At 57.4% G+C, this 12,459-nt stretch carries 21 protein-coding genes and 2 pseudogenes; 16 read left to right on the forward strand and 7 right to left on the reverse strand.

Annotation, left to right across the window (positions count from 1 at the left end; all coding sequences use genetic code 11):
• Positions 1 to 19 precede the first annotated feature (19 nt).
• Both DMX12_RS13090 and DMX12_RS13095 read left to right on the forward strand, forming a co-directional pair.
• Complete coding sequence (locus tag DMX12_RS13090) at positions 20 to 1,300, forward strand: ATP/GTP-binding protein (RefSeq protein ID WP_110677959.1); 1,281 nt, start codon at positions 20 to 22, stop codon at positions 1,298 to 1,300.
• Entirely contained in the window at positions 1,290 to 1,934 is a 645-nt protein-coding gene (locus DMX12_RS13095) for an RloB family protein (protein WP_110677961.1), read from the forward strand. The genes DMX12_RS13090 and DMX12_RS13095 overlap by 11 nt, the downstream gene beginning before the upstream one ends.
• Before the next feature lies 1 nt (position 1,935).
• Here the strand turns inward: DMX12_RS13095 and DMX12_RS13100 are convergent, their stop codons facing one another.
• The 5 genes and pseudogenes from DMX12_RS13100 to DMX12_RS13120 all read right to left on the reverse strand — a co-directional run bounded on the left by DMX12_RS13100 (position 1,936) and on the right by DMX12_RS13120 (position 3,835).
• Entirely contained in the window at positions 1,936 to 2,184 is a 249-nt protein-coding gene (locus DMX12_RS13100; RefSeq protein ID WP_110677996.1) for an AlpA family transcriptional regulator, read from the reverse strand.
• A 307-nt stretch (positions 2,185 to 2,491) separates the two neighbouring features.
• A pseudogene (gene csrA, locus DMX12_RS29945) lies at positions 2,492 to 2,665 on the reverse strand (carbon storage regulator CsrA); the annotation flags it as partial.
• Between the two features lie 45 nt (positions 2,666 to 2,710).
• Positions 2,711 to 2,914: a hypothetical protein gene (locus DMX12_RS13110; protein ID WP_110677965.1), complete on the reverse strand. Its 204-nt coding sequence runs from the start codon at positions 2,912 to 2,914 to the stop codon at positions 2,711 to 2,713.
• Positions 2,911 to 3,348: a tellurite resistance TerB family protein gene (locus DMX12_RS13115; protein WP_110677967.1), complete on the reverse strand. Its 438-nt coding sequence runs from the start codon at positions 3,346 to 3,348 to the stop codon at positions 2,911 to 2,913. Before DMX12_RS13115 ends, DMX12_RS13110 begins: the two co-directional genes overlap by 4 nt.
• 106 nt (positions 3,349 to 3,454) lie before the next feature.
• Positions 3,455 to 3,835 (reverse strand): LuxR C-terminal-related transcriptional regulator, encoded by a 381-nt coding sequence (locus tag DMX12_RS13120; RefSeq protein ID WP_110677970.1) that lies wholly within the window; start codon positions 3,833 to 3,835, stop codon positions 3,455 to 3,457.
• 156 nt (positions 3,836 to 3,991) lie between these two features.
• Here DMX12_RS13120 and DMX12_RS13125 point away from each other — a divergent pair, with 156 nt between their 5' ends.
• Positions 3,992 to 4,309 carry a DUF1654 domain-containing protein gene (locus DMX12_RS13125; RefSeq protein ID WP_064314540.1) on the forward strand — a complete coding sequence of 106 codons (318 nt, stop codon included), beginning with the start codon at positions 3,992 to 3,994 and terminating at the stop codon, positions 4,307 to 4,309.
• Between the two features lie 36 nt (positions 4,310 to 4,345).
• Here the strand turns inward: DMX12_RS13125 and DMX12_RS13130 are convergent, their stop codons facing one another.
• Complete coding sequence (locus tag DMX12_RS13130) at positions 4,346 to 5,176, reverse strand: XRE family transcriptional regulator (RefSeq protein WP_110677973.1); 831 nt, start codon at positions 5,174 to 5,176, stop codon at positions 4,346 to 4,348.
• Between the two features lie 91 nt (positions 5,177 to 5,267).
• Here DMX12_RS13130 and DMX12_RS13135 point away from each other — a divergent pair, with 91 nt between their 5' ends.
• From DMX12_RS13135 to DMX12_RS13190, 12 genes and pseudogenes are all read left to right on the forward strand, one after another.
• Complete coding sequence (locus DMX12_RS13135; RefSeq protein ID WP_110677975.1) at positions 5,268 to 5,567, forward strand: Cro/CI family transcriptional regulator; 300 nt, start codon at positions 5,268 to 5,270, stop codon at positions 5,565 to 5,567.
• A gap of 368 nt (positions 5,568 to 5,935) precedes the next feature.
• A complete protein-coding gene (locus DMX12_RS13140) occupies positions 5,936 to 6,232 on the forward strand; it encodes a hypothetical protein (protein ID WP_256598599.1) in 297 nt (98 codons plus the stop codon).
• An 8-nt stretch (positions 6,233 to 6,240) separates the two neighbouring features.
• Entirely contained in the window at positions 6,241 to 6,474 is a 234-nt protein-coding gene (locus DMX12_RS13145; RefSeq protein ID WP_019438275.1) for a hypothetical protein, read from the forward strand.
• Positions 6,471 to 6,767 (forward strand): hypothetical protein, encoded by a 297-nt coding sequence (locus tag DMX12_RS13150; protein WP_019438276.1) that lies wholly within the window; start codon positions 6,471 to 6,473, stop codon positions 6,765 to 6,767. The genes DMX12_RS13145 and DMX12_RS13150 overlap by 4 nt, the downstream gene beginning before the upstream one ends.
• Complete coding sequence (locus DMX12_RS13155; protein ID WP_110677977.1) at positions 6,764 to 7,360, forward strand: hypothetical protein; 597 nt, start codon at positions 6,764 to 6,766, stop codon at positions 7,358 to 7,360. Before DMX12_RS13150 ends, DMX12_RS13155 begins: the two co-directional genes overlap by 4 nt.
• Entirely contained in the window at positions 7,357 to 7,587 is a 231-nt protein-coding gene (locus DMX12_RS13160) for a hypothetical protein (protein ID WP_110677979.1), read from the forward strand. Before DMX12_RS13155 ends, DMX12_RS13160 begins: the two co-directional genes overlap by 4 nt.
• 4 nt (positions 7,588 to 7,591) lie before the next feature.
• Complete coding sequence (locus DMX12_RS13165) at positions 7,592 to 8,389, forward strand: helix-turn-helix domain-containing protein (RefSeq protein WP_110677981.1); 798 nt, start codon at positions 7,592 to 7,594, stop codon at positions 8,387 to 8,389.
• Entirely contained in the window at positions 8,370 to 9,170 is an 801-nt protein-coding gene (locus DMX12_RS13170; protein WP_110677983.1) for an ATP-binding protein, read from the forward strand. The genes DMX12_RS13165 and DMX12_RS13170 overlap by 20 nt, the downstream gene beginning before the upstream one ends.
• Positions 9,167 to 10,363: a DnaB-like helicase C-terminal domain-containing protein gene (locus tag DMX12_RS13175; protein WP_256598594.1), complete on the forward strand. Its 1,197-nt coding sequence runs from the start codon at positions 9,167 to 9,169 to the stop codon at positions 10,361 to 10,363. The genes DMX12_RS13170 and DMX12_RS13175 overlap by 4 nt, the downstream gene beginning before the upstream one ends.
• A pseudogene (locus DMX12_RS13180) lies at positions 10,329 to 10,919 on the forward strand (site-specific integrase); the annotation flags it as partial. The gene DMX12_RS13175 and the pseudogene DMX12_RS13180, both read left to right, overlap by 35 nt.
• Positions 10,912 to 11,199 (forward strand): hypothetical protein, encoded by a 288-nt coding sequence (locus tag DMX12_RS13185; protein ID WP_110677985.1) that lies wholly within the window; start codon positions 10,912 to 10,914, stop codon positions 11,197 to 11,199. The pseudogene DMX12_RS13180 and the gene DMX12_RS13185, both read left to right, overlap by 8 nt.
• Positions 11,196 to 11,585: an antiterminator Q family protein gene (locus DMX12_RS13190; RefSeq protein ID WP_019438286.1), complete on the forward strand. Its 390-nt coding sequence runs from the start codon at positions 11,196 to 11,198 to the stop codon at positions 11,583 to 11,585. Before DMX12_RS13185 ends, DMX12_RS13190 begins: the two co-directional genes overlap by 4 nt.
• A 109-nt stretch (positions 11,586 to 11,694) precedes the next feature.
• Here DMX12_RS13190 and DMX12_RS13195 read toward each other — a convergent pair whose 3' ends face one another.
• A complete protein-coding gene (locus DMX12_RS13195) occupies positions 11,695 to 12,024 on the reverse strand; it encodes a hypothetical protein (protein WP_110677987.1) in 330 nt (109 codons plus the stop codon).
• Between the two features lie 165 nt (positions 12,025 to 12,189).
• Here DMX12_RS13195 and DMX12_RS13200 point away from each other — a divergent pair.
• Positions 12,190 to 12,459, forward strand: a 270-nt coding sequence (locus DMX12_RS13200) for a putative holin (RefSeq protein WP_110677990.1), incomplete at its 3' end; no start/stop codon positions are given.

The following is a 12,459-nucleotide window of genomic DNA, read 5'->3' on the forward strand; positions in this document are numbered from 1 at the left end:
TAGGGGTGTAGGAGCTCATATGCTCATCGAGTTTAGTGTGACCAACTTCAAATCCATTCGTGAGCGTCAAACGCTCAGTATGGTGGCTTCCAACTACTATAAGGAATTAGTGGATGAAAATACATTTGAAGTTGATTCAGGTGAATCCTTCCCTCGTCTGTTAAAAAGTGCGGTTATCTACGGTCCTAACGCCTCCGGTAAATCAACGCTTGTAGAGGCCATGGAATTCGTTGATAACTTTGTCTGCACGTCTTCCAGTGAGCGCCAGTCAGGCGATCAGATCGAAGTATTTCCTTTTAGGCTTTCGGCCGAGAGCCGGAAGGCTGATAGTCAATTTGACGTTTCCTTTTTTGAGGCCGGAGTACGGTACGAGTTTGGGTTCTGTGCAAATACGAACCGTGTTAGTGCGGAATGGCTTTATGCTTACCCTGATGGCAAACCTCAAAGGATGTATACACGATACTACAATGAGGATGCTGAATCCTATCATTATGTATGGGGTAAACATTTCTTAGGAGGAAGAAGGCGTACCGATTGGAAAAATAGCACTCGGCCGAACGCGCTTTTCCTATCTACTGCTGTTCAGCTTAACTGCGAGCAACTACAGCCTGCATTCAATTGGTTCAAATTTAGAATCGCTACACTTGACCCTAATTTCCTTTCTTCAGCCTACACGTTGAAGCACTTCGAAGAGAGAAAGGCTCAGATCTTAGAGTTCCTATCTGCGGCTGATCTGTGTATTTCTGATATCAGAGTCACCAAGACCAAGTTTGATCCATCTCTTATTCCTGCGGATATGCCAAAAAGTATTCGTGAGGAAGTAATTAAGACAATGTCAGGTAGCGATGTTTCCGAAGTTAAGTTTTATTCGCGATCCGTGGATGAAGGCGACGACGAATTAGTCGAGTTTAGTGATGGAGAGATTTCAGCCGGAACTAAAGCACTATTTAGTTTTTCTGGCCCATGGATTGATGTTGTTAGCAGGTCCCGCGTTCTTTTCGTTGATGAGCTGGACAGCAGCCTCCATCCATTAGTGGTGCATCAGCTCATTAAAATTCTCCACAAAGTGGGAAGTTCCGTCCAGGTAGTCTTCACCACCCATGATACATCGATTCTGGGCCATAAAGGGATTCTGCGCCGCGATCAAGTTTGGATGATTGAGAAGAACGATAAGCAGGCTAGCTTTTTGACGCCTCTCTCGGATTATTCTGTGCGTGAAGGAGAGGCTTTGGAAAAAGGATACCTTGGCGGGCGATACGGTGGAATTCCATTTGTAAAGGATTTAACCCTTGGGTACTGATAATCTTTTTCATAAGCGCAAGGCTAAATCTTACGAGCGGAAGCCAGGGAATAAGCCGACGCGCCAAAGGTTGCTTATTGTATGTGAAGGCTCGAAGACTGAGCCGCACTATTTCAAGGAGATGCGGCACGAGTTACGCCTTAAGACAGCTGATGTGACTGTGTGCGGTGAAGAATGCGGATCGGATCCCGTTTCCGTATTCAATTATGCGGTCCAGAAATTTGAAGAAGAAGACTGTAAGTACGATTCTGTTTATTGCGTTATTGATACAGATGAGCATAAAAATCTAGGTAAGGCTTTAAAGTTGGTGCGCGATAAGGGTGAACCATTCGTCTCCATCGTATCTTCACCTTGCTTTGAGTTCTGGTTGATTCTACATCACGGTCCTCACGTGACTTCTTTTAGAGCGACTTCGACTAAGTCAATAGGTGATGTTGTTGAGAGCGCTTTGAGGAAGCTGGACAAGGCTTATCAAAAAGGTAAGCCGGGTGTGTGGGCAAGATATAAAAGTAAGCTGGACGCAGCTATTCAAAACTCCAAAGCCATACACAAGGTAGCCAAGAGTACTGGAAATCAAAACCCGTCCACTGAGGTTCATCTAGTCGTAGAGGCTCTCATGGCTTTGAAAGTTTGAATCAAGCGCAGCGGAGCGACGGCGGTTCTTTGCGTTTGCGCCCCGGCTTCGACTTCTGGTGCTCCCCATCCCTGAACTCGCGCAGGAACTTGCGCACGTCCTCTTTCAGCCAGCAGTGCCGGTTGCCCATCTTGAAGCTCTTGGGCAGCCACGGCACCCCGCGGCGAATCCCCTCCCTGATCGACGCCTCGGTTCGGCCCAGCAGCTTAGCCAGGCCCTCAACCGTCAGTACCTCGGTCTCTTCGCTCATTCCTTCCTCCCGACCTGCCAGCTTGGCCTGCAGATCACCCTCGCTTGCGCCGGCGATTACTGCCAGCCCTCGGCCAGCTGAGACCAGATCACCCAGCTTGGTGAAAGGCAGGATGTTCGAGAGTGGCGCGGCTTCGCTGGCCCGCAGCACAAGCGTGATGCGTTCAGGCTGCTTCATGGCCGCTCTCCGTTCCGCGTGCGGCTTGTTCCTCGGCTTCATCCTGCAGGAGCTGGCGCCATTCGGCCTCGGTGCGATTTCCATAGAGCGGTTCAGGCTCGGGAAGCTCGGCACTCGGTGCTGGCGCCTGTGGCTTGGGCAGACCTGCTGCTTTGCGCTCGGCAATTTCCTTGCGGTCTACGGCTACACCTTGCGGAGCTTCGATGCCAAGACGAACTTGGCTCCCTTTGACGCCCAGAACAACTACGGTGATGTCGTCGGCGATCTTGATTGCTTCGCCTGCGCGACGGGTGAGGATCAACATGGTCAAACTCCTTGTAGGGGAGGGCGGCGATTGCCGCCCTTCAATTCACTGCGTTGTGCGCAGTTCGTTGCGTGGTACCCAGCCGCCGGTGGTTTTCACCATGCAGCCAACGTAGGGCGCGAACTTGGTGTGCCGCTCGGTCTGGTAGCCGTACCATTGGCACGACCCCCAGTTCACGGCAGCGGCGATTGCGAGCGCGCACAGGGCAAGCCCTATAACCGCGCCCAGGCCTATGTGCTTGCGCTTCAAGCCTCGATACCGAAGTCTTTGGGGCGCAAGCCCAGCTGCACACCCACCTCGGCCAGGACCTTCAGTTCTTCGGGGCTGATGTTTCCGTCGCCCTCGGCAACGGTGATCATGTTCACGAACACCTCCTCGGCATCGAGAGGGTTGTTCTTGATGTCCGCGATCTCGCGCATGATGTTCATGCGCCCCAAGCGGAAGCCGGCCTGCAGTTGCTCGGTGAAGAGGTTCACGGTGGCAGTGATCTCCTGGCCGAAGTGCTCCAGGTTCTTGTTCGCCCGGATCTGAATGTCGATCTGAGCCGCTTCGTTCTTACTGATCTCGCCGTCAGCCGCCGCAACCAGCAGGCAGCCACCGACGATGGCTTGCATCAGGTCACGGTTTTCCAGCTTCTTGACTGCGCGCTTGGCGCCGAACAGTCTCTTTCCAATACCGAACATGGGTCTTTCCTCTTGGGTTGGTGGAGCTTTCTTCAGGCAAGCCGGTGGCCTGCCGCGTTTGTTGGCTTTCGCAAAATCAGGGCTGGATCAGGTCAGGCGGGTCGCGTCACGCCACCGCCAAGGCGCACTCAGCGCGCCGGGTTGCTACACGGGTTTCAATCTTGCGTTCGCCTTGACGGCGTACGCGTGTGAATTCGTCAGTGCTGGACACGGAATGTCCAACCAACACAGCGCAGATAGTCACGACCATCGGGGAAATCAGACCTCTTCGCATTGCTTCTGCCACTAGCTGTGCGCGCTTGATCACGCCGAGTTTGGTGCTGGCCGCAAGCAGGCGCTTATCGATGGTGTCCTTGGCTACACCGAGTTCACGGGCTGCTTCTTTGCTTGTCATCCCGCATGCCACAGCCATAACGCACTGAAGCTCGCGCTCCGCTAGGCCCAGCCCAAGGCTGCCAGTCCAGTTACCGAAAGTCAGTGCGTTCATTTTTTCGCTCCGTGCGAGTGCGTTGATGTGGTAAATAATGGTTTGCCTTTATTTCCATGTCAACAGGAATGCCTTTATTTTTTGGCCGCACTTCCCTAGGACGGCATCGCTTGGGTACCCTTTGCTGTATGGATATACAGTAACTAGGAGATGGTTGTGGCCAAGCAAAAAAAACAAGCGGCAGAGCAGCGCACGGAGATGACAGGCATGGAACGCTTGGTCTTGAGGGTTTCTTCGATGATCAACCATCCAATAGCTCAGACCCAGAGGTGGGTGACAATTCACCAGCTTGATACTGATAGCGATCAGAATTGGGAGGAGGTCATGAGCATGATTGCTGAAACCCCAGGAATAGAAATGACCTTCAGCGATGATGGAAGCGTGACGCTTCAGTGGGAGGCCGATGAAGAGCAGACCTCCACCTTGGCGATGGAGGGGGCAGAAGCCGAAGAGGAGGTCGCCGCCCCGTTTTAAGGGCGGAAATTGCGCGCTGGGCCGTTGCTCGGCGCGCTACAGAAGGTTGCCATTCCAGACGTATAGGACTTTTGCCTGGATGTAGGTTTCCTCTTTACGGATCATCCGATCCTTGTGTTTAGGGTTGTCGGAGATCATCTCGTAATGCTCATCGTCCGCGACCTGGAGGCGCTTGATGTACTCATGCCCACCCCAAGAGATGAAATACACTCCATCGCCGATGAAGTCGCGAACAGTCACGTCGACAATCAATGGATCGCGATCCTTGATGGTTGGAGCCATTGATTGACCCCAGCCAGTGACGAGCTTCAGGTGATGTGGCTCTTTGAAGTCAAGCCCCAGTTCCCGTAGGTGGCTCAAGCTGACGCGAACGTCTCTGAGCATCTCCGGGTAGTCGTGCGTTACTTGGCCTCCACCCATTGCTCCTCGCACGTCATAGTGTGCAATTCGGATCATATCGCCAGCGGAGCCACGAGTACTGCCCACCTTTGCAGGGCCGTCGCCAGGGTGTGAATCGGTCTCTTCGGCAGCTTGGAGTAGACGATTGCGCGCCTCTTCCGACAGGCCCGAGCCCGTTTTTGCCAGCATCTGCCTGACCATGTCAGCAGCCGAGAGCTTCTGTATCTCCTCACCGACGAGAGCGTAGCCAGGCTCGGTTGGGGCGGGGACGCTACCCACTCCCTCCGCCAACCATAGCGCATCAACCCCGCAGATCTGGGCGATCTTCACCAGGTGGCTACTGGATCGGGAGAGCCCTCTCTCGATTTCCGAGATCGAGGCTTGCGCGATGCCAGCCCTTTCGGCCAGCTCGGTCTGGGTAAGCCCTTTCAGGCGTCGGGCGTGTTTGAGTCGATCTTTGAGTTCCATAACGCACCAATCTAATGGTTAGCCTTTTTCCTTGCAAAAAGGTATGCCTCTAAAATACAGTAAAGGCATACCTCTATTCGGCGTTAAGCCCATGAATGAAATCTTCAATGACCTGGTCAAGTTTTTTGGCGGCCAGGTGGCAACAGCGAAAGCGCTCGGCGTGACGCAAGGCACAGTCAGCGGCTGGGTGCGCGGCGTCCATGGCTGTTCTGCTGATATGGCTTTGATCATTCAGGCCAAAACTCATGGGCGTTTCGCCGCTTCAAGCATTCGTCCCTCGCTGGCGGAATCGCTCCCGACCTTGGATCAAAAGGTACCAGCCAAAAGCCATCAAGCGCAGACCAACGAATCTGCTGTTAATTCATCCAGTACCGTGCAGGCCTCCCAATGAATGCACCCATGCCATATCGATACCTCAGGGAAAGCTGTCATGGGCAAGAAATTCATAGCGCGGAAAGGCAGGGCAAAGTGATTTCAAGCCAGATCAGTCGCCAGGCCTTGATTCCGACTTTTTCTGTGAGAGCTTGGAGGGCAGGGGGAAATTTCAATGACTAGCACAGACACCGGAAAGCCGCCTTAACCGAGCGGCCCCACCAGTTTCTGCATTTGGCTTAGCCCAGAAAGCAGAAAACCCGGCTTCGCAGGCCGGGCTTCTTAACCAGTCCCCTGGCAGGGACTTTTTGAATCTTCGTTCTGTAGGAGGACGAGATGCACCCGTAAAATACCACCGAGGCACCGCCAACGCAAGCGGGCTTGCTCGTGACCATGGCGACAAAATTCAACCAGAACGGTGATGAGTTCTTCTTCTCGACGGTGCCTGGGATCAGCTGCTCTGAGGCGTTCAACTTTGCAAGTGCCAATCTGAACGCAGCAGAAGACCTGCTCGGCCAGCTCGTCCAGGTCAATGCAAGCTGTAACTTGGCTTTTGCGATCCGCGCATTGGTTGGCCAAGCGAGAGCGCTGATCGACTCCGGGATTGGATCTGTCGAGCAGGCCGAAGACTTCGCGCCACAAAACCTTGTATCTCCGGTTCGTGGCGCGGCGGTGTCGGAATGAGCCATCCCATGACCAAGTTTTCTTCCCCCGCCAAGCGCGTAGAGGAGGGGCTTGAGCTGCTGGCGATCCTCGCCGAGGTGCTTGAGCACAACGGCGGCTTCAAGGACAGCGACCCAGGCGAACACCCAGCAATGATCGGCGAACGCGGCGAGGACGGCATCATCCGTTCCATGCGAGTAATCGCCTGGGCGGCTCACCGTGAGTTTTGTCGGATGGCTACGGACTTGGAGATCCCCCAATGAACCAGATTGTCCCGGTGTGGCAGCCAGATGGCTTGCATGGTGAGATCGTCCACGACGTGACGCTCACCGCAGCGGATATCGCGCGTTTCAACGAAGCGCGCGAATCATTCAAGTTGATCAAAGCCTTGTACTGGGCGCATGTCGTGCCCTCGCTCGGCGGATTCGACAATCCTGTAGCCGGCGAACTTGAGCGCCTATTCGAGCGCGTCGTTTTCGACACGCGAAACTTTATGTGGCCTCACCGAAACGCGGCTGCCTTCCACGATGCAAAGGATGTGGGAGGTGCTGCATGAGCAGCGTTATCAATTTCCCCGCAGCCCCCGCAGCTGAGGTGATCGACGAAGCCTTCTTCGAGAAGTTCGCCGATGCTGCCCTGCTGATGACGTGCTTCGAGACCGTCGCCAACGCCATCGAGGTGGTGGAGGAGGGCGTCAAGATCCATGAGCGCGACGAAACGCACGTCAGCCTCATTGAGGCATGCATGGTGCTGGCGGTGCTCTTCCGTAGGCGAACTGGCTATGCCGTGCAGACTGTTTCTGCTGATCACCTGGAGAAGCAGCGCCAGGCGCTGTTGGCGGGAGAGGTGATCAGTTCGCTACCAATCCCTATCCGCCCGCCTGAGCTCAAGCCGTTGCCCGCGTCTGCTTTTGCCGGCCTGGCCGATCTGGAGCTGGCGCAGGCTGGATTCAACTACATCCGGCGTGTCGGTGAGCTCATCAACGGGAATTGCCCTCAGCTGGTTGAGCTGGACCTGGCGAGAGCCCACTCGGTTGACGCCTTGAACGCATACAGCCAACTGATTTCCCGGCTTGCTGGCAGGGCTGCACAGGATGTGAGTGCTTCTCTTCCGGCTATCACCGGTCCCTCATCGGAGACCCTCCAATGACCACGACCCCAAACCATGCCCAGGTGCTCCCGCAGCGCGCGGCCGCGTCGATCATCAACGGCCCTTGGCCAAGCTATGCCGCCTTCCGAGGCCTGCCAGAGCGCGAGCGTTGGGTGCTGTACGGAAGCGCGAAGGCGTATCGCGAGGCGCTGGAGCTTCAGGGTTTCCAGATGGCCGAGAGCTACGACCAGTTTGTCCGGCGGGTGACCGCCGAGCTGGAGATTTGAATCCATGAGCGTTCAAGCAATGACTTGGGCCCTAGAGCAGCAGGAGGTTGGCGAACCGCATGCCCGCCACGTCCTGCTGTGCCTGGCCAACTATGCCGATCAGGATGGGCGCGCCGCGTTCCCTTCGGTGGCTCGTCTTGCAGCCGATACCGGCCTAAGCCCTCGCACTGTCCAGTATCGGCTTCGAGACCTGGAGCAGAAGGGAGCGATCAGGCGGGGCAACCAAGCGATTCCCGCTGCCTACATCACCCAGCGCGATCGCATTCCGGTGTGCTACGACATTGCGATGGATCGGGGTGCACGGCATGCACCCGGTGCACGACAAGACGTACCGGGGTGCACGCCAGAACATAACGGGGTGCACGCCACGACAGAACGGGGTGCACAGCATGCACCCGAACCATCACTTAACCACCAGTTAACCACCCATAACCGTAAAGAAGGCGATGACGCTGCAGCTGGCGGCAAAGGTAAGCGGAAGACAAAGCAGAGCTTCGACCCGCTGACGGCTAAACCGGAGAACTGTTCAGACCGAGCCTGGGCCGATTTTTGCGAGATGCGCAAAGCGAAGCGTGCACCGCTAACAGAGCGTGCTTGTGAGCTGATCGCAAAGAAGCTGGAGGGCCACCAGAACGCTGACGCGGTCCTCGACAAGTCCACCGTCAGCTGCTGGACCGATGTTTACCCAGAGGCGACGGCAAACTCTGGCGCACGGCCAGGCCGGCCTGGCGCATTCAACAACCTCCCTCAGCACACCGATGATATGTACCAGGAGAGCCACGATGGCCGCTCGAATTTCTGATCTGTTCCACCGTACCCCGGCCAAGCGCATCTTCTCTGGCGAGTGCCTGGTGCATGGCCGCGTCGATATGAGTGAGGTCGAGCAGCTGGACGGCTCGATGCTGGCGCGTGGCTGCAAGCGCTGCGCTTGGGAGGCCCTGCATACCACCCCCCGCGACTCGGCAGAGCGCGCCCTGGCCAATGCCCAGCACAAGGCCGAGAAATCCAGCGAAGCGCTGATCGCTGCCGGGATCACCCCGCGCTTTGCTGGCGCCACCTTCGACAGCTACCGAGCCGAGACGGAGCCGCAGCACAGGGCTCTGACCAAGTGCCAGGCCTATGCCGAGCAGTTCCCGGCCAACTTCCGGGCTGGCCGCTCCCTGCTGCTGACCGGCAATGTCGGCTGCGGTAAGACTCACCTGGCCAGCGCTATCGTCCGCACGGTGGTGGCCGATCAATGCCGTGCGCTGATCATCCCGGCCGGGGACATTGTGAGCATTGCCCGCGCCTCGATGGTGCCTGGATCGGGCTACACCGACCGTGACGTGACAGTTCATCTTGGTGGCTTGGATCTGCTGGTGATTGATGAGGTCGGGGCGCAGAAGGGCAGCGAGTACGAACTGGGCCTGCTGCACAGCATCATCGACCGCCGGTATCAGGCCGTGCTGCCGACTGTGGTGATCAGCAACTTAAGCGTTGACGGCCTCAAGTCCTACATCGGCGATCGCGCCCTTGACCGTTTGCGTCAGAACGGCGGGCAGCAAGTCGGATTCACTTGGGAGTCGAAGAGGGCTGCGGCATGAGGGAGCTCTTCAGCATTGAGGCGGAGCACGCGCTGTTGGGCGCTCTGCTGCTCGACGCCAATCTCTTCGACGAGATCACCAGCAAGTTGGCCACCGAAGACTTCAGCGATCTGGAAAATGCCGCCCTGTACCAGGCGATCCGCAACACGCATGACGCCGGCCATGCCGTCGACCCCGTGACCGTAGGCACTCGCTACCCGACGCTGCCGAGCGGCGAGGGAACGATCTTCTACGCCGGTACGATCGCCAAGAACACGCCTAGCACGGCGAACTGGAAGTCGTACCTCAACACCGTGCTTGAGCGCTCGACGCTCCGGCGGGTGGTGGAGGTGGCTGAGGTCATCCGTGGCAGCGCCCACGACGACAAGCCCGTCGAGGAAATCATTGCGTTGGCCCAGCAGGCCACCGCGGACCTCCGCAACCTCGACAGTGGCAAACCGGAGTATTACCGCATCAGCGAGGTGCTACCGGCGGTGATTGACGGGATCGACGCGCGGTTTAACGGCACTGTCTCCCGCGGGCTGACGACTGGCTTGGACGATCTGGATGCAATCCTCTGCGGCCTTCGGCCAGGGCACATGATCGTGGTCGCCGGGCTGCCTGGTTCAGGGAAAACCATTCTCGGCCTGCAGATCGCCCAGCACGTCACCACCCGCCACGGCCATTCCGGTTTGGTGTTCTCGATGGAGATGACCAAGGAAGAGCTGACCGCCCGGGGCATTGCCTCCTTGGGCGGCGTCAGCCTTTCGCGCCTCGATGTCGGCACGACCCTGAAGGATGACGACTGGCCGAGGATCACCAGTGCAGTTGGCCTGCTGGGCAAGGCCAGGCTGTTCGTCAACGACCAGGCGGGGATGACCATGGCGCGTATCCGGTCGATTGCCAGGCAGTGCCAGAAGCGCGAGGGTTTGGATGTGCTGGTGGTGGACTACCTGACCCTGATCGCTTCCGAAGGGGGCCAGAACCGCGCGCTGGAGGTCGGCAGGATCAGTACGGCACTGAAGAACCTGGCAAAGGAGCTCGGCGTGCCGGTGATCGTGCTGGCGCAGCTGAACCGCGGCCCAGCCAATCGACCCGATAAGCGCCCGCGTCCGAGCGACCTGCGTGACTCGGGACAGATTGAGCAAGACGCCGACGCCGTGATCCTGGTGCATCGCGACCCGGCTGGCGCGCTGGCGCAACGTCAACCTTGAAGCGGGGCGCTGGTTCATTCCGGCGGGTGACACGAAGACGAAGGCCGAACACACGCTGCCGCTGACCACCCAGGCCTGTGCACTGCTGCGCCGGTACCAGCGCCTTCAGGCTGCCCAGGGTTACACCGGCCTGCTGCTGTTTCCGGGCAGCCACGGTGCACCGCTGAGCCCGAGCAAGGCCAACACCTTGTTCACCGATCTGGCCAAGGGCGAATGGTCGAGCCACGACCTGCGCAAGGTGGCGCGCACGGCATGGACTGACCTCGGCGTGGACTACATGGTGGGCGAGTTGCTGCTGAACCACGCCATGAAGGATCTCGACGCCACCTACATCCACACCACGGCCGAAGGGCTGAAACGTCAGGCGCTGGAGGCATGGCACAAGCACCTCGACGGGCAGGGATTCGCCGCCATTCACACCGAGACATTGCCGGGACAGAAAACCGGGCCTGTAGCCGTTGACGCCACTACCGGCGCGGGTTGCAGCACTTCACAGCATCCATCCCAAGGGAGGATGCACGATCAATATTCCAAGCCAGGAGATGGCCATGAGTAATGTTGCAGCGGCTATGCCGCGCAAAAGCTTGACCCCTGTAGAGCGGCAGTTCTTGAAACAAGGCAACCGCCTGCTGCTGGATCAGGACAACGGCCGGATCGCTTCGGCAGCCCTGATGGACATCGTGGCCGACTGGCACGGCTCCCGGGCTGCCCAGGGCTTCGAACAATTTGCCAAGGCCTGGATCATCCAGGGCGGCGCCAAGAACAAACACGCCTACAAGCTGCTGTGCGAGCTATTCGGCCTGGCTACCGACCCAACGCCACGGAGGGCTGCATGAAGAAACGAACCTACGTGGACAAGGCGCTGGGCGATACCGAGTACATGCTCGAGCAGTGGGGGTTCTGGCGTATGTGTGAGATGGGCGTGCCGCGCTATGTGTCTCCGCTCTACGCGCTCATGCGGGACAACGTCCCATCCGTTGGCGGCGCACGACAGCATGTGATCACAGACGATCTGGCCTTGGTGGTGGACCGCGCCGTGGCCAGGCTGGTGAAGCGTAATCAGCAGATGGGTGACTTCGTGTGGGCTTACTACGGCTACAAACACCCTGCAATGAGGGTTGGCCGGGAGGCGGGCATGTCCGAGCGAAAGGCAAGGGAGATTATCAAGGCGGGAGTTGCTTGGATCGATTGCGCACTCGAAGAAATTCGAGAGGCTGCGTAAAAAGTTCTATGCGGGCGGATAAACACCTGTTTTTATAGCAGCGTGTCCAGCTTGCAAACAACGCGACACAGCCTAGCCCCGGACGTTCTGCCGGGGCTTTCTCGCTATGTTATCTTGGGGAGAGACATTTGGGCTTGATGCCCATCAAGTCTAAGCCCTTGGAGGTCAAGACGAGGCCATAGAAACCAGCAATTTTTGATTTAGATCCGCGAATGTATCCCTCATCAATAAGCCAAGTGACGACAGGATCGAAGTTGTTCTCGTCATCAGTTGCAGCGTCACCCCCTTGCCGTGTCTCGGTAACAGGATCCCAAGTGCCCTTGTTTGATTCATCTAAGCCCAGATCCGAAAGAGTCAGACTGCTGGGTGCAGGGAATTGCTCGGCCAGATGCGCAAAGAGTTTCTCGGATATTCTTTCGAATGTATCAAGATTTGTCATTTCAGGTCCTTGGCTGTGATTTGGCTTAGTTACGAATTCAGTTCTATCAGAGCGATAAACGCTTGTGACGATAGCAGATGACGCCTAGCGCTGCGTTCGCGCCTTAACTCCATTTGGATATTCATCCGGCCCATCGCCGGTTTTTTTGTTTCTGGAGCGACACTTATGGCCGAGCCAAGTACCGGCGCCCTCGCAGTGACCGGCGTACTTGCCAGCGTCGGCCTGGGTGCTGCCTTCCCGCAGTTGGACCTGGCCACATTGGTGGGGTCCTTCGGCGGGGCTTTCTTCTACGTCGTCTTCGCCAAGGGCATGAGCACCTGGCGCCGGGTCGGCTACTTGCTGACTGGTTGGATCGGTGGCTATTTCGGTGCTGCCGAATTGATGGGCTGGGCTTGGACAAAGACAGCAGGGTTCAGCGCCTTCGTGTGTGGCGCT

The sequence above is a fragment of the Pseudomonas sp. MB-090624 genome, from assembly GCF_003205245.1.
Lineage (GTDB): Bacteria > Pseudomonadota > Gammaproteobacteria > Pseudomonadales > Pseudomonadaceae > Aquipseudomonas > Aquipseudomonas juntendi.

Coding starts and splice junctions, on each gene's coding strand:
- DMX12_RS13090 (WP_110677959.1), top strand. CDS start 20: ATGCTCATCGAGTTTAGTGTGACCAACTTCAAATCCATTCGTGAGCGT.
- DMX12_RS13100 (WP_110677996.1), bottom strand. CDS start 2,184: ATGAGCGAAGAGACCGAGGTACTGACGGTTGAGGGCCTGGCTAAGCTG.
- DMX12_RS13115 (WP_110677967.1), bottom strand. CDS start 3,348: ATGTTCGGTATTGGAAAGAGACTGTTCGGCGCCAAGCGCGCAGTCAAG.
- DMX12_RS13120 (WP_110677970.1), bottom strand. CDS start 3,835: ATGAACGCACTGACTTTCGGTAACTGGACTGGCAGCCTTGGGCTGGGC.
- DMX12_RS13130 (WP_110677973.1), bottom strand. CDS start 5,176: ATGGAACTCAAAGATCGACTCAAACACGCCCGACGCCTGAAAGGGCTT.
- DMX12_RS13135 (WP_110677975.1), top strand. CDS start 5,268: ATGAATGAAATCTTCAATGACCTGGTCAAGTTTTTTGGCGGCCAGGTG.
- DMX12_RS13145 (WP_019438275.1), top strand. CDS start 6,241: ATGACCAAGTTTTCTTCCCCCGCCAAGCGCGTAGAGGAGGGGCTTGAG.
- DMX12_RS13150 (WP_019438276.1), top strand. CDS start 6,471: ATGAACCAGATTGTCCCGGTGTGGCAGCCAGATGGCTTGCATGGTGAG.
- DMX12_RS13155 (WP_110677977.1), top strand. CDS start 6,764: ATGAGCAGCGTTATCAATTTCCCCGCAGCCCCCGCAGCTGAGGTGATC.
- DMX12_RS13160 (WP_110677979.1), top strand. CDS start 7,357: ATGACCACGACCCCAAACCATGCCCAGGTGCTCCCGCAGCGCGCGGCC.
- DMX12_RS13165 (WP_110677981.1), top strand. CDS start 7,592: ATGAGCGTTCAAGCAATGACTTGGGCCCTAGAGCAGCAGGAGGTTGGC.
- DMX12_RS13170 (WP_110677983.1), top strand. CDS start 8,370: ATGGCCGCTCGAATTTCTGATCTGTTCCACCGTACCCCGGCCAAGCGC.
- DMX12_RS13175 (WP_256598594.1), top strand. CDS start 9,167: ATGAGGGAGCTCTTCAGCATTGAGGCGGAGCACGCGCTGTTGGGCGCT.
- DMX12_RS13185 (WP_110677985.1), top strand. CDS start 10,912: ATGAGTAATGTTGCAGCGGCTATGCCGCGCAAAAGCTTGACCCCTGTA.
- DMX12_RS13190 (WP_019438286.1), top strand. CDS start 11,196: ATGAAGAAACGAACCTACGTGGACAAGGCGCTGGGCGATACCGAGTAC.
- DMX12_RS13195 (WP_110677987.1), bottom strand. CDS start 12,024: ATGACAAATCTTGATACATTCGAAAGAATATCCGAGAAACTCTTTGCG.